A 22,357-nucleotide genomic window follows, 5' to 3' on the forward strand; every position below is an offset into this window, starting at 1 on the left:
GAAAAACTCGTTTTCCTTTTGTACTTCACTCACTTATTCGTAACTTTGTACCCCAAATGGAAATGAAAGAAAACAACAACGAATTAGTACGCCAAGTAGCTGAACAGAAATACGAGTTTGGATTCACTACTGATGTACATACTGAAATCATTGAGAAAGGACTCAATGAGGATATTGTCAGGCTCATATCGAAAAAAAAGGGAGAGCCCGAATGGATGCTTGATTTCCGTCTCAAAGCTTTCCGTTACTGGCAACAGCAGACGGAACCACGATGGGGACATGTACATGTGCCACCTATTGACTATCAAGCCATATCATACTACGCAGACCCGCTGGCCAAGAAACCCCAAGGTGACGGAAAGATTGACCCGGAACTGGAGAAGACTTTCGACAAACTGGGTATTCCCCTTGAAGAACGTCTGGCATTGAGTGGCAATACAGCAGTGGATGCCATCATGGACTCGGTATCGGTAAAGACCACCTTCAAAGAGAAGCTCGCAGAGAAAGGTGTAATATTCTGCTCCATCGGTGAAGCCATTAAGGAACATTCCGAACTCGTCAGACAATACCTCGGTACGGTAGTACCATACCGCGACAATTTCTTCGCAGCGCTCAATAGTGCCGTATTCAGCGATGGATCTTTTGTCTATATCCCCAAAGGTGTGCGCTGTCCTATGGAATTGAGCAGTTATTTCCGCATCAATGCACGTAACACAGGACAGTTTGAACGCACATTGATTATTGCCGACGACGATGCCTACGTATCCTATCTCGAAGGATGCACAGCCCCTATGCGCGACGAAAACCAATTACATGCCGCCATCGTAGAGATCATTGTCAATGATAGAGCCGAAGTAAAATACTCTACCGTACAAAACTGGTATCCCGGTGATGAGAATGGTAAAGGTGGTGTGCTCAACCTTGTCACCAAGCGCGGTGATCTCAGAGGTGAAGGTTCTAAACTTTCGTGGACACAGGTAGAAACCGGAAGTGCTATCACTTGGAAATATCCCTCCTGCATACTCCGTGGTGACAACTCGACAGCAGAGTTCTATAGTGTAGCTGTTACCAACAATTATCAAGAAGCAGACACTGGCACAAAGATGATACACATGGGCAAAAACACCAAAAGTACCATCATATCGAAAGGAATATCTGCTGGCCACTCCCAAAACTCATACCGCGGACTGGTACGTGCTACCAGCACAGCCGACAATGCACGCAACTACTCCAGTTGCGATTCTCTACTGCTGGGCAGTGACTGTGGTGCACACACCTTCCCCTATATGGATGTACACAATGACACCGCAGTATTCGAACACGAAGCAACTACCAGCAAAATATCGGAAGACCAACTCTTCTACTGCAACCAGCGTGGCATACCCACCGAACAAGCCGTAGGTCTCATCGTTAATGGCTATGCCAAAGAAGTAATCAAGAAACTCCCCATGGAGTTTGCCGTCGAGGCACAGAAACTGCTCAGCGTATCACTCGAAGGTACCGTGGGATAAAACAACAACGACAATAAAAAGACTCAAGATATGTTAGAGGTAAAAAACCTGCATGCCACCATTGCTGGCAAAGAAATACTGAAAGGCATCGACCTGACCATTCGCGACGGTGAAACACATGCCATCATGGGCCCCAACGGTTCGGGCAAGAGCACACTCAGTGCCGTTCTCGTGGGCAATCCACTCTACGAAGTGACCGAAGGAGAAGCATATTTCAATGGTAAAAATCTATTGGACATGAAGCCCGAAGACCGCGCACACGAGGGATTGTTCCTTTCGTTCCAATATCCTGTGGAGATTCCCGGAGTATCGATGACCAACTTCATGAAAGCTGCCATTAACGAAAAACGGAAATATCAAGGTCTTGAACCAATGAATGCCGCAGAGTTCTTAAAACTGATGCGCGAGAAGCGAAAGATAGTAGAACTCGATTCTAAACTTGCCAACCGCTCGGTCAACGAAGGATTCAGCGGTGGCGAGAAAAAGCGCAACGAGGTATTCCAAATGGCTATGCTTGAACCAAAGCTAAGCATTCTCGACGAGACCGACTCAGGCCTCGATGTCGATGCCATGCGCATTGTTGCAGAAGGAGTCAACAAACTGCAGACTCCACAAACCTCCTGTATCGTTATCACCCACTACGACCGACTGCTGGAGATGATTCGTCCACAGTTTGTTCATGTGCTCTACAAGGGACGCATCGTAAAAACCGGAGGTCCAGACCTGGCCAAAGAGATACAAGAACATGGTTACGACTGGATCAAAGAAGAAATAGGAGAAGAATAAATGGGTAGCGAACAACAATATATCGAGCTCTATCAGGAAGCAAGGCAGATGATTATCAGTCATGCCCCAGAGCACATGAATGCCATACGCGACAAGGCTTTCGAGCATTTCAAAGCGCAGGGCTTCCCCACCCGACGGGTGGAACGGTATAAATATACCGACCTGCAACAACTCTTCGAACCCAACTACGGACTGAACCTCAACCGACTCAACATCCCCGTTGACCCCTATGAGGCCTTCCGATGCGATGTACCCAACCTATCTACTTCGCTTTATTTCATGGTCAATGACGCCTTCTACACCCAAGAAACTCCTAAAGGCCATCTGCCCGAAGGTGTTTTTGTGGGATCAATGAAGGAACATCCCGAACTGGTGGCAAGCCACTATGGGCGCTTAGCAAAAACCGACGAAGATGCCGTAACAGCTCTCAACACCATGTTGGCCCAAGACGGACTGCTTGTTTATGTGCCACGCCACACCAAAGTGGAACGTGCCATACAGGTCATCAACATCCTCCGAAGCGATGTTGACCTTATGGTCAACCGCCGCGTGATGATTATCCTGGAGGATGGAGCCGAACTGAAAATGCTCTTCTGCGACCATGCAGCCGATGACCGCAATTTCCTTTCCACACAGATCATCGAAGCATTTGTTGGCAACAATGCCTCGCTCGACCTCTATTGTTTGGAAGAGACACACCACAAGAACGTACGTATCAGCAATGTATATATAGAGCAACAAGCTAATAGCCGTGTCAACCACAATGTGATAACCCTTCACAATGGTGTGACACGCAACCGCCTTGATCTCACCTTTGCTGGCGAAGGTGCAGAATGTGGATGCTATGGCTGTGTGATTGCCGACAAGAAACAACATGTAGATAACAACACGCTCATCCGTCATGAGGTGCCCCACTGCACCAGCACAGAACTCTACAAGTACGTGCTCAACGAAGATGCCGTTGGAGCATTTGCAGGAAGAGTCTATGTGGCACATGGCGCACAGAAGACCTCATCGCAGATGACCAATCAGAACTTGACAGCTTCAAAGACAGCCCGTATGTACACCCAGCCCATGCTGGAGATTTATGCCGATGACGTAAAATGTGCTCACGGAAGTACAGTAGGCCAGCTCAATGATGCGGCCCTCTTCTACATGCAGCAACGCGGCATATCGAAAAAAGAGGCACGACTGCTGTTGCAGAACGCATTCATCAACGAGGTGGTCGATCAGATGCAACTCGAACCACTCCGCGACCGCCTGCACTATTTGGTAGAAAAGCGTTTCCGCGGTGAACTCAGCAAATGTGTGGGATGCAAACTCTGTAAATAAGATTATAAGAAAAGATGTACGATATCAATAAAGTGCGGGAAGATTTCCCCATTCTGTCGAGAAAAGTCTATGATCGTCCACTTGTCTATCTCGACAATGCAGCCACCACTCAGAAACCTCTCTGCGTGCTCGATGCTATGAGAGAGGAGTACCTCAACGTCAATGCCAATGTACATCGCGGTGTCCACTACCTGTCGCAACAGGCCACCGACCTACATGAGGCAGCAAGAGAAAAGGTGCGTGCTTTCATCGGTGCCGCTAAAACAGAAGAGATTGTGTTCACTCGCGGCACTACAGAAGCCATCAATCTAGTAGCATCATCATTCTGCGAAGAGATGATGAAAGAGGGCGATGAAGTTATTGTCACCGACATGGAGCACCACTCCAACATCGTGCCTTGGCAACTACAAGCCAACCGCCGCGGCATCGTAGTACGTCATCTGCCTTTCGACGAAAAGGGCGATCTCTGTTTGGATCAGTTGGAACAGATGATCAACGAGCGTACCAAACTGGTGAGCATGGCCCATGTAAGCAATGTGCTCGGCACAGTAAACGATGTAAAGCATGTGACAACCATTGCCCACAAATATGGAATTCCCGTATTGGTGGATGGTGCACAGAGCACTCCCCACTTTCATATTGATGTAAAAGAACTGGATTGCGATTTTTTTGCCTTCAGTGGACACAAGATGTATGGCCCTACTGGTATCGGTGTGCTCTATGGTAAAGAAGAATGGTTGGAAAGACTTCCACCCTATCAAGGTGGCGGCGAAATGATAGATAAAGTATCGTGGGAACAAACCACTTTTGAACGCCTGCCCTTTAAATTTGAAGCAGGCACGCCCGACTATGTAGCAACCCACGGCCTCGCCACTGCTATTGATTATATTTCGGCATTAGGCCTTGACCAGATAGCAACCCATGAGCAGATGCTTACCCATTATTGTATGGAGCAGATGTCAACCATCGATGATATGCGTCTGTTTGGCACATCAGCACACAAAGATGCAGTAGTCAGTTTTCTGGTGGGCAATATCCACCACCTGGACATGGGCACCCTGCTCGATCGCCTTGGCATAGCTGTACGCACTGGACACCATTGCGCCCAACCCCTGATGACTCGCCTTGGTATCAGCGGCACGGTGCGCGCATCGTTTGCCCTTTACAATACGAAAGAGGAGATTGACATTTTGGTCAATGGCATACGCCGTGTCAGTCAGATGTTCTGACCAACAGTGTCAAGTTTCTGCATATTGGGCATTAACTATTAGTCGCGTCCAAGTCCGCTGTTTCGGCATTTGAGCAATGCGTTGCAAAACCACAGCAGACAGAGCAGCCGCAATACCAACGACATAGATGCAAATACAAGGAAGAAGAAAGCAGCCTGTGCATTGCATAGCAACAAGGTCTGTCGCACGTTGACTTTCTCGCCTAGCAATCGCGAATAGTAGTTGGCAAGAGCCGCAAGGGGTTTATTGGCAAGATTGGCTATACGCTGTACATTGAGCATGAGGCGCTCGTTACGATTCAAAGTGATGGTCTGTTTCATATTCAGTTCAGATTTTATTGTTTCGATGCTGCAAAGGAACTACTATTTTGTGCACAATATGTTCACTTTCAAAATATCTTAGTTAAAAGAATTTAATCGTTAACATCTCTTTACAATATTATATGCTTGCAAGCCATTATTACACGGGTAAGATAGAAGCAGGATGCGATGAAGCCGGACGTGGATGTTTGGCAGGCAGCGTCTATGCTGCTGCTGTTATCTTTCCTGAAGACTACCACAACGAGGCGCTCAACGACTCGAAACAATTGACAGACCATAAGCGCAAGCAGTTGCGCGAGATTATTGAGCGCGACGCATTGGCATGGGCTGTAGGCATCGTAACAGCCGAGGAGATCGACCGCATTAACATCCTCAATGCCTCGATACTCGCCATGCACCGTGCTCTCGACCAGTTGAAAGTGCGTCCAGAAGCAATTATTGTGGATGGCAACCGTTTCAAACCCTATCAGAAGTTGCCCCACACCACTATTGTCAAAGGTGATGGTAAATATCTCAGCATTGCAGCAGCCTCGATTCTTGCCAAGACTTACCGCGACGACTATATGGATGGACTGGCAGAGGAATATCCTGAATACGACTGGCATTCCAACAAAGGATATCCCACCAAGAAGCATCGCGAAGCTATCAGCCGTTGCGGTATCACTCCCTATCACCGCAAGAGTTTCAATCTGCTGGGCGATGGGCAGCTTTCACTCGATTTTGGAGAATAGCCTATGCGTCACGACAAACTGAACCGAGAGCTGTCGTTGCTGCTTCTACTTACCGAAAACAAGAAGCTCAACGTACAGCAACTCTGCGAAAAGATGGAGCTATCAAAGCGCACGCTCTATTACTATCTCGATTTTTTCCGTGACTTTGGCTTCGAAGTGGAAAAGCGCGGTACCGTCTATTCCATCGACAAAAACTCCACCTACTTCACCAAGCTCTTCCGCAAAGTGCATTTCACCGAAGACGAAGCCATCTATATCCGCCGCATGCTTGAAAACTATGGTGGTCAGGGAGCACTGGTGGCCCATCTAAAGAGGAAGCTCGACACGCTCTACGATTTTAATATCCTTGCCGATGCCCAGTTGCGCGAACAGCAGGCTTTGAATATCAGCGTCCTCTACGATGCCATCAAATATCATCGCAACGTCATTCTCCACCATTATTCATCGCCACACAGCAACTCGGTGAGCGATCGCATTGTCGAACCGTTCATGTTGATGAACGACAATCGCGAGGTGCGTTGCTATGAATTAACATCAAAGATGAACAAGACCTTCAAGGTGGCACGCATGGAATCGGTAGAGTTGTTGGCCGACGAATGGCAGCACGAAAGGCAGCATCGACAGATGTACACCGACATCTTCATGTTCAGCGGCGAACAACAGATGCGTATCAAACTACGTCTGGGCCGCCTATCAGCCAATATCATACAAGAAGAATATCCATTATCGGCAGCCTATATCAGTAAAGACAATGACACCCATTGGATACTTGAACTCGATGTGTGCAGCTATATTGGTATAGGTCGTTTTGTCATGGGACTGTTTTCTGATATCGAAGTATTGGAAGACTCTGGTTTCTGTAAATATATCCACGACAAAGTCAAGGAGATGGAAGAAAAGATAAAAAACACACCATGATAGTGTTCAACATAAAGGAATAATTAGTACTTTTGCGTCGGTAAAAAGAAAACAGCAAAAGATAACCCGTACATTATGGAAACGTCACACTCTAACAAAGTAGAACTGCGCAACCTCCAAATGGAGGACTACGACCAGTTGGCACGATCATTCCGACGCATCTATGCCGATGCTGATGTCTTCTGGACTCACGCACAAATCAAGAAACTCCTCACTATCTTTCCCGAAGGCCAGATTGTTATCGTGGTCGATGATAAGATAGTGGGATGTGCCCTATCCATCATTGTTGACTACAACAAGGTGAAAGGCGACCACACCTATGCACAGGTCACTGGCAACGAAACGTTCAACACTCACAACCCCAACGGCAATATCCTTTATGGCATCGAGGTGTTTATCCATCCCGACTACCGTGGCATGCGACTGGCTCGCCGCATGTACGAATATCGCAAGGAACTCTGTGAGAAACTCAACCTCAAGGCCATCATGTTTGGCGGTAGAATACCCAACTACCACCTCTATGCCGACACCATGCGTCCTAAGGAATATATAGAAAAGGTACGCACGCGAGAGATATACGACCCGGTACTTACTTTCCAACTGTCCAACGACTTCCACGTGCGTCGTGTCATCCGCAACTATCTGCCCAACGACGAGGAGTCGAAACATTGTGCCACACTGCTGCAATGGGACAATATCTACTATCAGCCATCCAACAATGTAGTGGAAAAGCGTCCCACGGTACGGATCGGTATGGTACAATGGCAGATGCGCCCCTACCATACGCTCGATGATTTGTTCGAACAGGTAGAGTTCTTTGTCGATTCCGTATCCGACTACAAGAGCGATTTCATCCTCTTCCCCGAATACTTCAACGCTCCACTGATGGCGAAGTTCAACGATATGGGCGAGGCACAGTCTATCCGTGCCATGGCACAATATACGGAGAAAATCCGCGACCGCTTCGTTGAAATGGCTATCAGCTATAATATCAACATCATCACAGGTAGTATGCCTTACGTTAAAGACGATGGTGCTCTCTACAATGTGGGCTTCCTTTGCCGTCGCGACGGATCATACGAGATGTTTGAAAAGATACATGTCACTCCCGACGAACAGAAATGCTGGGGACTGACCGGTGGCAGCCATGTGCAGACTTTTGATACTGACTGCGGACGCATCGGCATACTGATTTGCTACGATGTAGAGTTCCCTGAGCTGTCACGCCTGATGGCAGATGAGGGCATGCAGATACTCTTTGTACCATTCATGACCGACACCAAGAACGCCTACTCACGTGTTCGCATCTGTGCACAGGCTCGTGCCATCGAAAACGAGTGCTACGTGGCAATTGCCGGAAGTGTGGGCAACCTGCCGCGTGTCCACAACATGGATATCCAGTATGCACAGTCTGCTGTGTTCACCCCGTGCGACTTCGCATTCCCCACCGACGGTATGCGTGCCGAGGCAACACCCAACACCGAGATGATATTGGTAAGCGATGTAGATCTGAGTCTGCTCAACGAGCTACACACCTATGGTGCTGTGCGCAACCTGCGCGACCGTCGTGGCGACCTCTACGAACTAAAGATTAAACCTGCCGCTAAACAGGATATCGAAGGTTAACCTCATACTCCTTGCGCGTGCGCATGGGCGCACGCGCATTTTTTTCGTTTTCATCGAACATCGAACACCAACCTAAAACTCTGCGAACATCATTTTATCAGCAAGAACATCGGCAATACATTTCCTGCTCCCATACTTTATTAGCAAATGAAGTATTCAAACGCAACTATAATTAAGGTTTTCTATGTGTAATAGATTGTTCTTTTTGCAGAAAAGGAAAAAATTGACTACCTTTGCCATACAAATAAAGAAATAGTCCAAACTGTATTACTACACATTCTGCCCATAGTCCCAAAAGGATTCGAGAATATATGAAGCTGACAACACGACAGAAACAAAAGCTACAACACATGTGCAGCATTGTGCTTCTGGCAATGCTGACAACTATCCTTCTATGCACCTGTGGCAAAAGCAACAGGAGTATTGCCATATTAGAACATGCAGAAAATATAATGGACGAACATCCCGACTCTGCACTATTGCTACTCAATAGCATCAGCAGCGAACAAAATGAAATGGACAAAAGCCAATACATGGCCTACCATCTGCTACTGACTGACGCAAGCTATCGCACGGGAAACACAATAGTGGAAGATAGCATAATCATAGAAAGCGCCAACTATTACGACCTGCATGGCACTTGTAAAGAGCAGGTGCGCGCCAACTATTTGGCTGCACTCGTTTACGACTACAAAGGTAATACGCCCATGGCACTCCAATACTATATGAAGGCTGTGGCACACACTGACACTTCCGATACACACTGTGATTGGCACTTATTGGGCACACTCCATGCACAAATGGCGAAAGCATACGGAAGGGCGATGGTCTATAGTATGCAGATGAACTGCATACATAAAGCCGAACACGCATTTTTCAAAGCCAACGATACCGTCAATGCTCTCAAGGCTAAAACACAAACGGCAGACATCTACGCACAAAACGGCGATACTTACAGAGCAATAACACTGCTCGACTCAGTGGCAGATGTCATGGCTAAACAACAATATCACGAGTTGGCTGTCGGTTTCTTCCTGAAAGAAATGCCCCTTATTGCTAAAAAGACAGACCGGAAATTTGCAGAATCTGTCATGCAAAAAGTACAGCAAGAAATGCACTACCTTGCCTCAAACCATCGCTTGTGGAACAATTACTATGCCTGCCAAGGCATATTGGCTGAGCTACAAGACAATATCGACTCGGCTGGTTTCTATTATATGCAAGCCAACCTTTCTGATATCAACGACATGCCGTTGACAGCCTGCATAAATGGTGGTTTGATGCGTTATTACACTGCCAAAGGAAACCTGCGTGAAGCCACTCGCTATGCCACTTATTACACTTTAGCTTGCGATTCTCTACAAAAAATGCATGCAGAAAATATCGACTGTGAAATGTACCGTCTCTATACACAGGATCGCATGGGAGAAGTGGAGAAGCACATGGAAGCGCGTCTGAAAACAATGATTGCTGCACTCCTTATCGTTATATTTGTGCTCTGCATCGCGGGATTGATTAGTCACCAGTGGTACAAACGGCATAAACAGTGGCAGCGCATCAAGATTGAACGCCATAATATGTACTTCCAGCAACTACGTGCCACCTACGACCATGCACGCCACGAATATGACACACTACAAAACGATTTCCTCGCATACAAGCAAGCAAAAGGCGAAGAATTGGAGTCGCTGCGCGCTCAAGTGGCAACCTATTTAGACCAAAACGTATCGATTGAAACATGGGACAAAGAGCGCGAACTCTTCGATGACAAGGCTATCAGCCATCTCCACTCATTGCTTGAACGAGGAAAAATTCCATCTGGGCGCGACCTACGGGAGGTGGTACAGTTGGCAGAAGCCCATCTACCCGACTTCTGGGCAGTGGTATGCAATCCCACCAAGCACTTGTCGCTAACTGAAATACAAGTATGTGTGTTACTCCGCGTCTGCTTCATTCCATCGGAAATAGCCGCTGCAATGAATATCAGTATGCAACGAGTGAGCAATGCGAAAGCAAGCATACACGAAAAACTCTTTGGCACGAAAGGTGCAAAAGGATTGGAAGACAAATTGCTGGCTCTACACTAATCCCTATACTCGGCAACGCATTTTTATCCTAAACTAAAAAGAATGAAAAGGTCAAACATAAATATGATGTTGGAATCATGGCTATACACCGCTGTGTTTTTCCATGGTACATTGGACCCTATGATAGACTACTTCTACGATTCGAGTTCCTTCGTATGGTGGAGTTTCCAAGCCTGTGGAGCTTTGCTTATTATTATTGCCGTATTCTTCAGCAGACAACTATTGAGCAAAAAATGGACTTACACACTGAAAAAATTGGCATCTGAACAGCTTTTTCTGAATATCAACACCTGTCTCTGCTTCTTGGGTATTGCCATTGCACTGCTTTTCGACTCACAACGATGGATAGCATGGACGGTATTCCTCATCATTTTCGTCGGTCTATTTATCTCTAATCACAACCGCAAGAGAAAGGACGATATTTCACAATCAACATCACAAAGCGCATAAGCTACTATCTCATAAGCCATTAAAGCCACACTTCTATACACACAAAATACACACTTGATGTTTTGTGAATTTAACGTGTATTGATTTTTTGCTCGTTGTTTTGGTTCTGCTTAATTTTGCAATCGAAACAAAACAATTATTCACACAACAAAAATCAATCAAATTATGAAAACAATGATCGGTATTTCAAAAGGCATGGCAGTAATGACAATGATTATACTGCTGACAGCATGTACATCAGACAACTATGACATGGAAATGACACCTAAAGCAAAAACTCCTGACGTAATCTCCAAAATTGAAAACATCAACGCTGAACTTGAACAGCTCAAAACACCATTTGTGACAAGAGGATGGAAAGACTGGAATAGAAATAAGAGAAATGAATTGGTAAGAGCTGATTTCAAAGGATGCTACGATGGAGTTAAATATGGATATGAAATCGGAAAACAAATTGATTCATCACGAGGTGGATGCTTTGGCGCCATCATCGGAGGCGTGATTGGTGGCGGTGTTTCTTCTTGGTGGAAATATCGCGATATGGATCATAAACTTGAATGTAATGATGCTGATATAGAAACAATATCCGAATTATGTAGGAGTTTGGCACAAAAAGGAGACATTACTGAATCAGGCATTACCAATTTGGATGAAGCTCTTAAAGGAGATTCTATTGTAAACAATGATCTCATATTATTATCAAATTTAGATGCACTTTCACTATGTATAGGAAAAATGCATAATACTGCACTTGCCACATTTGACGGTTCAAGTGGACCAAACATGGATAAAAATGATGAAAAATATCCAGATAAAAAAATTGATGCAGAAACTATTGAATTACAATTAAGTTTGATTGACTCAAAAGAATTAAAAACGAAATGCAAACAAATTGCCATTGATATATGTACAGGAGAAAAAAACGAATCAGACTCTACTACGGATAAAATCATAAGGTTGTTTGACGAAGCATTAGACAGCTATACAGAAAACGCTGAAGACATTGCATTTATCATCGGAAAGTATTGTGAAATAATCGATAGTACTGCAGATTTGACAGAAGAAGAGAAAACGCAAGTAAAAGCTGCTTTTTCTACTGCTTTGTATAGTATATCATATTGGGAAACTAAAATGAAATAGGCATGGACAGATATTCTAAAAGCATAATATGGGCATCTTGGATTTTTCGTGCAGGACTACTTGTATGGACCTTTGACCCTTTGATAGAAAACATTTCTAAAGGCAATGAATTATTGATTGATGTATGGAGCAACCTATCGTTCGGTCTTTTAGTTATTTCTGCACTGTTTGAACTTGTGATGCTTATAATAAACCACAAGCGTTTTATCAAGGCATTGGAGAACTGTAAAACTACTGGTTATAGCATGGCAATAATCGATATCATTGGTATTATAGTTGCATTAATCTTCCAAAGTTCATTCTGGAATTTCTGGGCATTCATGCTCGTCTGTGATACAGTTGGCATAGGCATAGATGCCAAAAAGCAGAAAAAACAGCAAGATGCAGTGGGTTAACGGTTTGATGCTACCACAAAGTTAACAGAAAAGATTCACTCAAAACAATCATTAGACCTCATTTCGCCCATCGTGTACATCCGTATGCGATGGGTTTCATATTTTTCACAAACACTCATCAAACATGAAGATAGCAGAGGTCCACATCAGTCTTTTAAGTATCTGATTTTCAACATGTCTCGTGTGTAATATTGAAAAAAAACTTTTATCAAACGTTGGATAATACTTTTATCAAACGTTGGATAATACTTTTATCAAACGTTGGATAATACCTTTGTCAAACGTTGGATAATACCTTTGTCAAACGTTGGATAATATCTTTGTCAAACGTTGACAATACCTTTATCATACGTTAGACTATACCTTTGCCAAACGTTGGACTATACCTTGGCCAAACGTTAGACTATACCTTTGCCAAACGTTGAACAATACTTTTGCAAAACATTTGGCACAGCTTGGCAAAACGTTATCAAAAGAATATCGATCTATTTTATTTCTGAGCGACATTCGAATAGATATGAGCATCGCAGATATGCTTTCGCAATTTGGTGGTCGATGGGTGGTCGATAGAAACAGTTTCGACCACCGCCTAAAGTACTGAACGATAACGTGATGCACACATCGGTGGTCGAGTGGTCGAAATTTTCTGAAAAATAAAATTCTTGTATAACTCTAGAAAACGGAAAAGTGTCTTGCAAAGCCGTAAAGCTTCAGCAGGACACTTTAGATTATTTTTCAGCTATATGATTCGCTGCAATTAGAAGTCCATTTTGTCGAGAGCATCGCTGAAATCCTTGGGCTCGTTGTTGGGCTCATGGAATTCGTCGTTGCGCTGTGGACGCTCGCGGTGATCGTTGTGCTGACGACGCTCGCCACGCTCAGGACGGGGGCGACGCTCGCTACGGTCGCGACGTGCAGGACGCTCAACATATCCCTCAGGCTTATCAATAAGAACGCGATGAGAGAGTTTGAACTTACCGGTCTTAGGATCAATCTCCAGCAGTTTCACCTTAATCTTATCGCCTTCCTTGATACCAGCTTCCTCTACGGTCTCCAAACGCTTCCAGTCAATTTCTGAAATATGAAGCAAACCATCCTTGCCTGGCATGAACTCTACAAAGCAACCATAAGGCATGATGCTGCGTACGGTACCCTCGTAAACCTCACCAATCTCAGGAATAGCCACAATGGCACGAATCTTGGCAATAGCAGCATCGATGCTGTTCTTATCGGGACCGCTCACCTGAATCTTACCAACGCCATCCTCTTCATCGATAGTGATAGTAGCACCGGTATCCTCCTGCATCTGCTGAATGATCTTTCCGCCCGGGCCAATCACAGCACCAATGAACTCCTTAGGAATCTCAAAGGCTACGATGCGGGGTACGTGTGGTTTAAGCTCAGCACGTGGCTCAGCAATAGTATCGGTGATGCATTTAAGGATGTGCTCACGGCCAGCCTTAGCCTGCATAAGAGCTTTTTCCAAGATTTCGAACGACAGACCGTCGCACTTGATATCCATCTGAGTGGCTGTCAGACCGTCCTTAGTACCAGTGGTCTTGAAGTCCATATCACCCAAATGGTCCTCGTCGCCGAGGATATCGCTCAATACAGCATATTTATCTTCACCGGGATTCTTAATCAGACCCATGGCAATACCTGATACAGGCTTCTTCATAGGAACACCTGCATCCATCAGGGCAAGCGTACCTGCACAAACGGTAGCCATAGATGAAGAACCGTTAGACTCGAGAATCTGAGATACCAGACGTACGGTATAAGGGAAGTCCTCAGGTATCTGACCCTTCAAACCACGCCATGCCAAGTGACCGTGACCAATTTCACGACGACCCACGCCACGCTGGGCTTTGGCCTCACCAGTACAGAATGGAGGGAAGTTATAATGGAGCAAGAAGCGCTGATAGCTCTTGTCAAGTACATCGTCAACAAGTTTCTCATCGAGTTTAGTGCCGAGAGTACAAGTGGTCAGAGACTGTGTCTCACCACGTGTAAAGATAGAGCTTCCGTGAGGCATGGGCAGTGGAGAAACCTCGCACCAAATAGGACGAATCTCGTCGGTCTTACGACCATCAAGACGAATACCCTCATCCAAAATGCAACGTCGCATAGCGTCGCGCTCCACATCATGATAGTAACGGTCCATCATGGCATATTTCTCTTCGAGCTCATCTTCGGTGAGATCGGCATGTGCAGTAGCATACTGCTCCTTGAAATCTGCCAATATCTTTTCGAATGCCTCAGCACGCGCATGTTTCTCAAGAGCCTGCTTGGTCACGTCGTACGAAGGCTGATAGAGTTCCTTGTTCATCTGCTCACGCAGTTCTTCATCGTTGACTTCGTGATCGTATTCGCGCTTCACATCGGTACCGAGTTCCTTGCTCAGTGCGGTTTGCAATTCACACATAGGCTTGATAGCAGCCATCGCTGCTTTCAGTGCGCCAATCATATCTTGCTCTGAAACTTCCTTCATTTCGCCTTCCACCATCATGATGTTTTCGGCAGAAGCACCAACCATGATGTCCATGTCAGCTTCCTTCATCTGTTCGAAGGTTGGGTCGATAACAAACTCGCCATTAACACGAGCTACACGAACCTCACTGATGGGGCACTCGAAGGGAATATCCGAACATGCCAATGCTGCTGATGCGGCGAATCCTGCCAATGCATCGGGTTGGTCAACACCATCTGCACTCAGAAGCATTACATTCACATAAACTTCAGCGTGATAGTTAGAAGGGAACAGCGGACGGAGCACACGGTCCACCAGACGGCTGGTAAGGATTTCGTTGTCACTGGCTTTGCCTTCGCGTTTAGTGAAACCACCGGGGAATCGACCTGCGGCGGCATACTGCTCTCTGTAGTCAACCTGCAGAGGCATGAAATCTGTTCCAGGAACTGCATCTTTTGCGGCACAAACAGTGGCCAGAAGTACGGTGTTGTTCATACGGAGAACAACGCTTCCGTCAGCCTGCTTTGCCACTTTCCCGGTTTCAATTGTGATGGTTCTTCCATCAGGCAACTGAATACTTTTCGTAATTACGTTCATCTTATTTTTTACGTCTAAATAAATAATTCATGCAAAATTACCTATTTTATTGGTAATAAACGAATAATCTGCCGATATTTTTCTTTTTTTATGAATTTGCCACAACCGTTTTCTATCGTGGGGATATAGGTACCGATAGCGGCATTCGGTATTTTTAATAGCCAATGCAAAAAGATATGGATAAAAAGCGAGACCTTTGCACACGCTTTCGAGGAAAGCGATATCGCTCAACCCTCGTTTTTACATATAAAAAGAAAGAAAAAAAATATATAAATTATGGAGACTTATAGATTAGTTATTTTAGCTGTTTCATTGGCTATGCCTTTGTTTGTTGTGGCGTTGAAAAAGTTCACTTTCGCTTTCCAAAATTACAAGAAGAGAACTCTGGGCTGTCAAGAGAAACTATTTCTCAACAACGAATGTTACGACTACGTAACAGCTGGCCACATGGCAGAAGAGGAAGTGATGATTAAGGACAACGAAACAGGCATGGTATATGACGACTACGAACTTGAACAGCTCTAAAGAAACTGCCCATTTTCTTGCCACCTATGCCGCAACCATGCTGGCTGCCGGCGGTTCATCCGCCCGTTGCGAAAAGACGGTACACCGTATTGCCGAAGCATACGGAACAACAGCAGAGATCACCATCTTACCCCATACGGTTATGACCACTGTATGGGACAAGGATCATAGTCAGTCCTTTTCCGTTGGAGAGAAATTGCCTGTCACAGGCCTCAACTTCTATGTCATTTCCCGTCTGAGTCACTTGTCATGGGATATCCGCGACAATGGCATCACACTGAAAGATGCAAAAAACGAATTTCGTAGCATCATGAAGAAACCACGACTCAACCCTTGGTTGGTAACGCTGCTCACTGGCCTTGCCAATGCTTCGTTCTGCCGTTTGTTTGAAGGCGATTGGAGAGCCATGCTCATTGTATTTATTGCCACTGTCAATGGTTTCTGGATTAAGAATGCTTTGCATAAAGAATGGAAATGGGATATGCGCCTGGCTGTACTTTGCGCTGCTTGTTGTTCATCAGTCATCGCCTGTGCAGGTTTTATGTTCCATTGCACCGACACACCAGACATTGCACTAGGTACCAGTGTGTTATATCTTGTACCTGGCATCCCATACATCAACTCCGTCAGCGACCTTATCCACGGACATTTACTCTGCTGCATCAGCCGTTTCATCGAAGCATCTGTGCTGACAGCATGCTTGGGTATCGGCCTATCGGTAGGCATTCTTTTAATGAACATACAATATTTCTAAAGACTTTACGTTATGATTATGACAGATATCCTGTTGGACGGTTTCTTTGCCGCCATTGCCGCCATCGGTTTCGGAAGCATCAGCAATGTGCCTCTCCAAGCTTTCAAAGGATGTGCACTGCTTGCGGCAGCAGGTCATGCCACACGTTTCGTGCTGACCCATGCCTGCGGTTGGGGACTGATTCCAGCAGCCTTTATCGGTGCATTGGTCATTGGATTCTTTGCACCGAAAGCGAGCCGCCACTGGCGTATTCCTGCCGAAGCGCTGGCATTTCCCGCTCTCTTACCGATGATTCCGGGTATGTATGCCTATCGTTCGGTTGAGGGATTGCTACAATGCATTATGAGCAAGGATGCCGAAACATTCACCCATGCCTTCTATCTGTTTAGTTACAATGGCATGGTATGCGTCATCATTGTCATACTGATGGTACTTGGTGCGACAGTTCCCATCATAGTGGATGCACGCAGACAAACTGATAATAGCGATACAAAAACAGCATAACATGGAACTAAGACAGCTTCGTTTCTTCCTAAAAGTCTCTGAGACTCTCAATTTCTCAGAAGCTTCTAAGCAATTGTACATCACCCAAAGCACACTAACACAAACTATTAAACAGTTGGAAACTGAGCTCGGCGTGGTGCTGTTCGACCGTAACAGTCACGAAGTACATCTGACAGAAGCTGGTAAGGAACTTGTGGATTATGCCAACCGCACGGTGACTGCTGCCGATGACTGCATGGCACGAATGACCGATCTGACGCAGATGAAATGTGGAACGCTCCGCATTGGTGTCACCCACTCCTTTTCATTGATGACTGCTGAAGTGGTGACAGAATTCTGCCGTCTCTATCCCAACACGCACATTGATATCACATACTTGCGTATGGAAGAACTTATCGACAAGTTGTGCCGTCATGAATTGGATGTAGTGCTGTCATACAAGCCCACTCATATCAGCAAGAAAGTGGAATCGGTAGAACTCTTCAAAGACCAGTTGGGGGTGGTTGTACCGCAAGACCACGAGCTGGCATCACGCCCTTCGCTGACTCTTGCCGACATTGCCAACTATTCGTTTGCACTTCCAGCAAAGGGCTTACAGGCGCGCAACGTATTGGAACGTCTGCTGGTTGCGCACAACATAACTCTCAACACACGTGTGGAACTGAACATTGCCACGCCCTTATTGCGCCTGGTGCGTAAGAGCAAGATGCTGACCGTGCTGTCTTGTTCAGCTGTTGCCACCACACCAGACCTATGCGCCATTCCTCTTGAAGGGGAAGAAAGTAGTATGGTGGGATGTTTCCATACGTTGAAAGGAGTATATCGGAAGCATGCTGCCGACGAAATGCTCCGTCTGCTGAAAGAGTATATCGCCTTCTACAAGATGTAAATGCAAGTGCTGACCCCATCATTCAAATGCTACATGACTATCCTCCAATCGCATATTAAACCGAAAAGTAGGGATAAATAGAATCTCTATAACCGATTGGGAGTAAAAAGAAATGGTGTAAAGTTGCCAAAAAAAAATAATTTGCGTAACTTTGCACCATTATTATTTCATGCCGCATGGAACAACTCCTACACTATGTCTGGAAGCACCGTTTGCTGCCTGCCAGACCACTTGCCACCACCGACGGACGACCGATAGAGGTGATAGACCCTGGTCTTCATAATCGCAACAGCGGTCCCGATTTCTTCAATGCCAAGGTAAAAATCGGTCAGACGCTATGGGTGGGCAATGTAGAAATCCACGACAAATCAAGCGATTGGTTTCTGCATGGTCATGACCATGATGCTGCCTACGACAATGTAGTACTGCATGTAGCTGGCATCATCGACTGCGATGTGACCAATACATTGGGTCATTTCATACCACAAATGCAGATCGATGTGCCTCAACAAGTCATCGACAACTATGAGGAGTTGCTACGTACCGACCAATATCCGCCGTGCTACCGTATCATTCCTCAATTGGCTCCCATCACCATCCATGCTTGGATGGCTGCTTTGCAAACCGAGCGGTTGGAGCAAAAAACGGAGGCTATAGCTGAACGCGCACGTAGATTGGGTGGTTCGTGGGAAGACGCTTACTTCATGACCTTGGCGCGCAACTATGGTTTCGGCATCAACGGAGACAGTTTCGAAGAGTGGGCAGCACACATTCCCCTATCGGCTGTGGGACATCATCGCGATGATCAGTTTCAAGTGGAAGCCATTTTCATGGGACAAGCAGGATTACTAACACCCGAATCCATTCCACAGCGCTACCGCGACGAAGCCGTTGCTGACCCATACTTTCAGCGCCTTAGTAAGGAATATACATACCTTGCCCATAAATTCTCACTCCAACCGATGGACCACCACCGCTGGCGTTTCCTACGACTGAGACCTCAGAATTTCCCCTATATCCGTTTGTCACAACTGGCATGTCTCTATCATGAGCGTAAAACAAGTCTCTCGCAACTGACCGATTGCAAAACTGTGGCAGAGTTGCAGAATATGATGGGCACCCACGTATCCGACTACTGGAAGACTCACTACACTTTCGGACAGGAGAGTGAAAGCAACACTAAACATCTGTCGCCATTCTCTATCAACCTATTGCTCATCAACACTTGCATACCGATGCTCTTTGCTTACGGTCGTCACACTGCCAAAGAGGAATATTGCGACAGGGCTTTCGACCTGTTGGAACAGCTCCGCGCCGAGAGCAACCATATCATCCGCATGTGGAGCGAATGCGGTCTGAAAGTGAAAACGGCCGGCGATTCGCAAGCACTTATCCAACTAAAAAAAGAATACTGCGACCGAAAAGACTGTCTGCGCTGCCGCATTGGCTATGAATACCTTCGCCGACCAGGAGACAAAACACAGCAGCCCCATGAACAGATAAATAGCAAATCATAAATACATGAGTAAATATATCTTTGAAGCGCACATGGAAGTGCGCGACTACGAATGCGACATCGAAGGCATTGTCAACAATGCCAACTATCTGCACTATGCCGAACATACCCGCCATCTGTTTCTGAAATCACGAAACCTGAGTTTTGCAGAAATGCATGAGCGTGGAATAGATGCCGTGGTTGCACGTATGAATCTGCAATACAAGACACCACTTCGCTGCGATGACGAATTTATTTCACGACTGTGGGTAGAGAAAGAAGGTGTCAAATACATATTCCATCAAGACATCTTCCGTGCTTCCGACGAGGCATTATGTTTCCGCGGAATCATCACACTGGTATGTCTGATAGATGGAAAACTCGCTAACAGCGAGGATTACGACCGGGCCTTATTATCATGACGATGAACGAAGATATCCGCTATACCATTGCCTTAAGTCGCATACTGGTGCTCTATCCTGCCGTTGCACAATTGCTCTACCGCGAATTTGGATCGGCCCAAGCGGTATATGAAAACCGCAACAGACTGACTGAAACCGTACCCGATTGTTCACAAAGATTGATCGAACTGCTACAAGACTGGTCAGAGCCACTACTGCGTGCCGATGAGGAGATACGTTACATGACGGAAAACAATATCGAAGCTATCCCCTTCGGTAGCGACAACTATCCCACACGACTGCACGAATGTGCCGATGCACCACTTCTACTCTACTATCGTGGCAACGCCAACCTCAATGCGCGACGCGTGATAAGCATCGTGGGAACACGCCATTGTACGGTTTATGGCAACGATTTGATTCGCCGGTTTGTGGCAGACCTAAAGACAAAATGCCCCGATGCACTTATCGTCAGCGGTCTGGCATACGGTGTGGATGTGTGCGCTCATAAGTACTCCCTTGACAACGGGATACCTACTGTTGGAGTCCTTGCCCATGGACTCGACACGCTCTACCCATCTGCCCATCGTGGCATTGCCCAGCAAATGACCGAACAGGGCGGTCTGCTGACAGAATATATGTCGATGACACGTCCTGAAAAAATGAATTTCGTGAAACGCAACCGCATTGTAGCTGGCATAAGCGATGCCACTATCGTAGTAGAAAGTGCATCACATGGCGGCAGTCTCATTACTGCCGACATTGCTCAAAACTATGGTCGCGAGGTGTTTGCATTCCCTGGTCCGGTAGGAGCGGAATATAGCAAAGGATGCAACCAACTCATCCGCAACAATGGCGCAACCCTCATCACTTCTGCCGATGATTTCATTTCATCAATGGGATGGACTACCGACAGTTTGCGTCCGCAAGCCGTAGAGCGCCAGCTCTTCCCTGATCTTACCATCGAAGAACAGGCTGTTGTTGATGCTTTAAGCAAAACCAACGACCTACAGCTCAATATGATAACAACCGTCACCAACATCCCTATCGGCCAAGTCACCGCCCTACTCTTCAGCTTGGAAATGAAAGGAGTAGTACGTCCTATGGCTGGTGGCACCTATCATCTACTGAGCTGATACTCCGACAACCATCATACAACAATCAAGAATGACAAAAATAGGAAATATAGAATTGGGCGAACGCCCGGTGTTTCTGGCACCAATGGAAGACGTGACCGATATCGGTTTCCGTCTGCTCTGCAAGCGGTTTGGTGCATCAATGGTATATACAGAGTTTGTATCTGCCGAAGCTTTGGTGCGCGACATCAAATCGACGGTACAAAAACTAACGATTGCAGACGAGGAACGTCCCGTTGGCATACAGATATACGGCCGCGACATTGATGCGATGGTCGATGCTGCAAAGATTGTAGAACAAGCTGGTCCAGATCTGATTGACCTCAACTTCGGTTGTCCTGTCAAGAAGGTTGCAGGAAAAGGCGCAGGTGCTGGCATGTTGCAGAATATCGACAAATTGCTCGACATCACTCGTAAGGTTGTCGATGCAGTAAATCTGCCTGTCACGGTAAAGACCCGTTTGGGTTGGAACAACGACAATCTCGTCATCACCACACTCGCCGAACAGTTGCAAGACTGTGGCATAAAGGCACTAACCATCCATGGCCGCACTCGTGCGCAGATGTACACAGGCGATGCCGACTGGACACTGATAGGAGAAGTGAAGCGCAATCCCCGCATCCACATCCCCATCATAGGTAATGGCGATATCAAATCGCTCGACGATGCCGACCGCGCTTTCGACCAATATGGTGTTGATGCGGTGATGATTGGCCGTGCCACATTTGGTTGTCCTTGGATATTCAGTCGTAAGGAACTAACGCTTGATGAGAAGATTGACGTATTGGAAGAACAATTGCGCATCAATGTTGAGCGCATCGACGAGCGCCGTGGCATTCTCCACACCCGTCGTCACTTAGCAGCATCGCCTGTATTCAAAGGTATTCCAGACTTCCGCCAGACGCGCATTGCCATGTTGCGTGCAGAGAAGATGGACGAGGTGATGCAGATACTGGAACAATGTCGTGAGCGATTGCGCCAATAGAGTTGTTCATCAAAATAATTATCGCATATAACTTTAAAAGGGGTGGAAGCCACATGGCATCCACCCCTTATCAGTA

21 protein-coding genes are annotated in these 22,357 nt (G+C 46.2%); 19 read left to right on the plus strand and 2 right to left on the minus strand.

The genetic code is table 11. From position 1 onward, the window contains the following. Positions 1 to 56 precede the first annotated feature (56 nt). From sufB to CIK90_RS05170, 4 genes are read left to right on the plus strand one after another with little or no spacing between them, the layout of a single operon-like run. Positions 57 to 1,511, plus strand: a complete 1,455-nt coding sequence (gene sufB / locus CIK90_RS05155; protein ID WP_094439911.1) for a Fe-S cluster assembly protein SufB — start codon at positions 57 to 59, stop codon at positions 1,509 to 1,511. 30 nt (positions 1,512 to 1,541) lie between these two features. Next, complete coding sequence (gene sufC / locus CIK90_RS05160; RefSeq protein ID WP_094464514.1) at positions 1,542 to 2,297, plus strand: Fe-S cluster assembly ATPase SufC; 756 nt, start codon at positions 1,542 to 1,544, stop codon at positions 2,295 to 2,297. After that, complete coding sequence (sufD, locus tag CIK90_RS05165; protein ID WP_094391483.1) at positions 2,298 to 3,629, plus strand: Fe-S cluster assembly protein SufD; 1,332 nt, start codon at positions 2,298 to 2,300, stop codon at positions 3,627 to 3,629. Between the two features lie 14 nt (positions 3,630 to 3,643). Continuing rightward, positions 3,644 to 4,858, plus strand: a complete 1,215-nt coding sequence (locus CIK90_RS05170; protein WP_094464515.1) for an aminotransferase class V-fold PLP-dependent enzyme — start codon at positions 3,644 to 3,646, stop codon at positions 4,856 to 4,858. A 38-nt stretch (positions 4,859 to 4,896) separates the two neighbouring features. Here the strand turns inward: CIK90_RS05170 and CIK90_RS05175 are convergent, their stop codons facing one another. Next, positions 4,897 to 5,178: a hypothetical protein gene (locus CIK90_RS05175; protein ID WP_094391485.1), complete on the minus strand. Its 282-nt coding sequence runs from the start codon at positions 5,176 to 5,178 to the stop codon at positions 4,897 to 4,899. A 122-nt stretch (positions 5,179 to 5,300) separates the two neighbouring features. Between CIK90_RS05175 and CIK90_RS05180 the strand changes: the two genes are divergently transcribed. From CIK90_RS05180 to CIK90_RS05210, 7 genes are all read left to right on the plus strand, one after another. Beyond that, positions 5,301 to 5,909: a ribonuclease HII gene (locus CIK90_RS05180; RefSeq protein ID WP_094434742.1), complete on the plus strand. Its 609-nt coding sequence runs from the start codon at positions 5,301 to 5,303 to the stop codon at positions 5,907 to 5,909. A 3-nt stretch (positions 5,910 to 5,912) separates the two neighbouring features. Beyond that, on the plus strand, positions 5,913 to 6,827 hold the full coding sequence (locus tag CIK90_RS05185) for a YafY family protein (protein WP_094391487.1): 915 nt from the start codon (positions 5,913 to 5,915) through the stop codon (positions 6,825 to 6,827). A gap of 75 nt (positions 6,828 to 6,902) precedes the next feature. Continuing rightward, positions 6,903 to 8,453, plus strand: a complete 1,551-nt coding sequence (locus tag CIK90_RS05190; protein WP_094434746.1) for a carbon-nitrogen hydrolase family protein — start codon at positions 6,903 to 6,905, stop codon at positions 8,451 to 8,453. A 311-nt stretch (positions 8,454 to 8,764) separates the two neighbouring features. After that, positions 8,765 to 10,540 carry a hypothetical protein gene (locus CIK90_RS05195; protein WP_094464516.1) on the plus strand — a complete coding sequence of 592 codons (1,776 nt, stop codon included), beginning with the start codon at positions 8,765 to 8,767 and terminating at the stop codon, positions 10,538 to 10,540. A 42-nt stretch (positions 10,541 to 10,582) separates the two neighbouring features. Further along, positions 10,583 to 10,990 carry a hypothetical protein gene (locus CIK90_RS05200; protein WP_094391490.1) on the plus strand — a complete coding sequence of 136 codons (408 nt, stop codon included), beginning with the start codon at positions 10,583 to 10,585 and terminating at the stop codon, positions 10,988 to 10,990. A gap of 165 nt (positions 10,991 to 11,155) precedes the next feature. Further along, entirely contained in the window at positions 11,156 to 12,130 is a 975-nt protein-coding gene (locus tag CIK90_RS05205; protein WP_094464517.1) for a hypothetical protein, read from the plus strand. Positions 12,131 to 12,132: 2 nt separating this feature from the next. After that, positions 12,133 to 12,525: a hypothetical protein gene (locus CIK90_RS05210; RefSeq protein WP_094391492.1), complete on the plus strand. Its 393-nt coding sequence runs from the start codon at positions 12,133 to 12,135 to the stop codon at positions 12,523 to 12,525. A 757-nt stretch (positions 12,526 to 13,282) separates the two neighbouring features. Here CIK90_RS05210 and pnp read toward each other — a convergent pair. Continuing rightward, the gene (gene pnp, locus CIK90_RS05215) at positions 13,283 to 15,592 is read right to left on the minus strand and encodes a polyribonucleotide nucleotidyltransferase (RefSeq protein ID WP_094439917.1); all 2,310 of its coding nucleotides are present in this window, start codon (positions 15,590 to 15,592) and stop codon (positions 13,283 to 13,285) included. A gap of 276 nt (positions 15,593 to 15,868) precedes the next feature. Here pnp and CIK90_RS05220 point away from each other — a divergent pair, with 276 nt between their 5' ends. From CIK90_RS05220 to dusB, 8 genes are all read left to right on the plus strand, one after another. Then, on the plus strand, positions 15,869 to 16,117 hold the full coding sequence (locus tag CIK90_RS05220) for a hypothetical protein (RefSeq protein ID WP_094391494.1): 249 nt from the start codon (positions 15,869 to 15,871) through the stop codon (positions 16,115 to 16,117). Further along, complete coding sequence (locus CIK90_RS05225) at positions 16,089 to 16,871, plus strand: threonine/serine exporter ThrE family protein (protein WP_094464518.1); 783 nt, start codon at positions 16,089 to 16,091, stop codon at positions 16,869 to 16,871. Before CIK90_RS05220 ends, CIK90_RS05225 begins: the two co-directional genes overlap by 29 nt. Positions 16,872 to 16,883: 12 nt before the next feature. Continuing rightward, entirely contained in the window at positions 16,884 to 17,375 is a 492-nt protein-coding gene (locus tag CIK90_RS05230) for a threonine/serine exporter family protein (RefSeq protein ID WP_094391496.1), read from the plus strand. A gap of 1 nt (position 17,376) precedes the next feature. Beyond that, positions 17,377 to 18,264 (plus strand): LysR substrate-binding domain-containing protein, encoded by an 888-nt coding sequence (locus CIK90_RS05235; protein WP_094439920.1) that lies wholly within the window; start codon positions 17,377 to 17,379, stop codon positions 18,262 to 18,264. A gap of 176 nt (positions 18,265 to 18,440) precedes the next feature. Further along, complete coding sequence (locus CIK90_RS05240) at positions 18,441 to 19,781, plus strand: DUF2851 family protein (protein ID WP_094391498.1); 1,341 nt, start codon at positions 18,441 to 18,443, stop codon at positions 19,779 to 19,781. A 4-nt stretch (positions 19,782 to 19,785) separates the two neighbouring features. Then, positions 19,786 to 20,181 (plus strand): thioesterase family protein, encoded by a 396-nt coding sequence (locus tag CIK90_RS05245; protein ID WP_094434760.1) that lies wholly within the window; start codon positions 19,786 to 19,788, stop codon positions 20,179 to 20,181. A 2-nt stretch (positions 20,182 to 20,183) separates the two neighbouring features. Next, complete coding sequence (dprA, locus tag CIK90_RS05250) at positions 20,184 to 21,296, plus strand: DNA-processing protein DprA (RefSeq protein WP_094391500.1); 1,113 nt, start codon at positions 20,184 to 20,186, stop codon at positions 21,294 to 21,296. Between the two features lie 31 nt (positions 21,297 to 21,327). After that, positions 21,328 to 22,281 carry a tRNA dihydrouridine synthase DusB gene (gene dusB, locus CIK90_RS05255; RefSeq protein ID WP_094464519.1) on the plus strand — a complete coding sequence of 318 codons (954 nt, stop codon included), beginning with the start codon at positions 21,328 to 21,330 and terminating at the stop codon, positions 22,279 to 22,281. Positions 22,282 to 22,357 lie beyond the last annotated feature (76 nt).

This window comes from Prevotella sp. P5-126, from assembly GCF_002251185.1.
Lineage (GTDB): Bacteria > Bacteroidota > Bacteroidia > Bacteroidales > Bacteroidaceae > Prevotella.

Coding starts and splice junctions, on each gene's coding strand:
- sufB (WP_094439911.1), top strand. CDS start 57: ATGGAAATGAAAGAAAACAACAACGAATTAGTACGCCAAGTAGCTGAA.
- sufC (WP_094464514.1), top strand. CDS start 1,542: ATGTTAGAGGTAAAAAACCTGCATGCCACCATTGCTGGCAAAGAAATA.
- sufD (WP_094391483.1), top strand. CDS start 2,298: ATGGGTAGCGAACAACAATATATCGAGCTCTATCAGGAAGCAAGGCAG.
- CIK90_RS05170 (WP_094464515.1), top strand. CDS start 3,644: ATGTACGATATCAATAAAGTGCGGGAAGATTTCCCCATTCTGTCGAGA.
- CIK90_RS05175 (WP_094391485.1), bottom strand. CDS start 5,178: ATGAAACAGACCATCACTTTGAATCGTAACGAGCGCCTCATGCTCAAT.
- CIK90_RS05180 (WP_094434742.1), top strand. CDS start 5,301: ATGCTTGCAAGCCATTATTACACGGGTAAGATAGAAGCAGGATGCGAT.
- CIK90_RS05185 (WP_094391487.1), top strand. CDS start 5,913: ATGCGTCACGACAAACTGAACCGAGAGCTGTCGTTGCTGCTTCTACTT.
- CIK90_RS05190 (WP_094434746.1), top strand. CDS start 6,903: ATGGAAACGTCACACTCTAACAAAGTAGAACTGCGCAACCTCCAAATG.
- CIK90_RS05195 (WP_094464516.1), top strand. CDS start 8,765: ATGAAGCTGACAACACGACAGAAACAAAAGCTACAACACATGTGCAGC.
- CIK90_RS05200 (WP_094391490.1), top strand. CDS start 10,583: ATGAAAAGGTCAAACATAAATATGATGTTGGAATCATGGCTATACACC.
- CIK90_RS05205 (WP_094464517.1), top strand. CDS start 11,156: ATGAAAACAATGATCGGTATTTCAAAAGGCATGGCAGTAATGACAATG.
- CIK90_RS05210 (WP_094391492.1), top strand. CDS start 12,133: ATGGACAGATATTCTAAAAGCATAATATGGGCATCTTGGATTTTTCGT.
- pnp (WP_094439917.1), bottom strand. CDS start 15,592: ATGAACGTAATTACGAAAAGTATTCAGTTGCCTGATGGAAGAACCATC.
- CIK90_RS05220 (WP_094391494.1), top strand. CDS start 15,869: ATGGAGACTTATAGATTAGTTATTTTAGCTGTTTCATTGGCTATGCCT.
- CIK90_RS05225 (WP_094464518.1), top strand. CDS start 16,089: ATGACGACTACGAACTTGAACAGCTCTAAAGAAACTGCCCATTTTCTT.
- CIK90_RS05230 (WP_094391496.1), top strand. CDS start 16,884: ATGATTATGACAGATATCCTGTTGGACGGTTTCTTTGCCGCCATTGCC.
- CIK90_RS05235 (WP_094439920.1), top strand. CDS start 17,377: ATGGAACTAAGACAGCTTCGTTTCTTCCTAAAAGTCTCTGAGACTCTC.
- CIK90_RS05240 (WP_094391498.1), top strand. CDS start 18,441: ATGGAACAACTCCTACACTATGTCTGGAAGCACCGTTTGCTGCCTGCC.
- CIK90_RS05245 (WP_094434760.1), top strand. CDS start 19,786: ATGAGTAAATATATCTTTGAAGCGCACATGGAAGTGCGCGACTACGAA.
- dprA (WP_094391500.1), top strand. CDS start 20,184: ATGAACGAAGATATCCGCTATACCATTGCCTTAAGTCGCATACTGGTG.
- dusB (WP_094464519.1), top strand. CDS start 21,328: ATGACAAAAATAGGAAATATAGAATTGGGCGAACGCCCGGTGTTTCTG.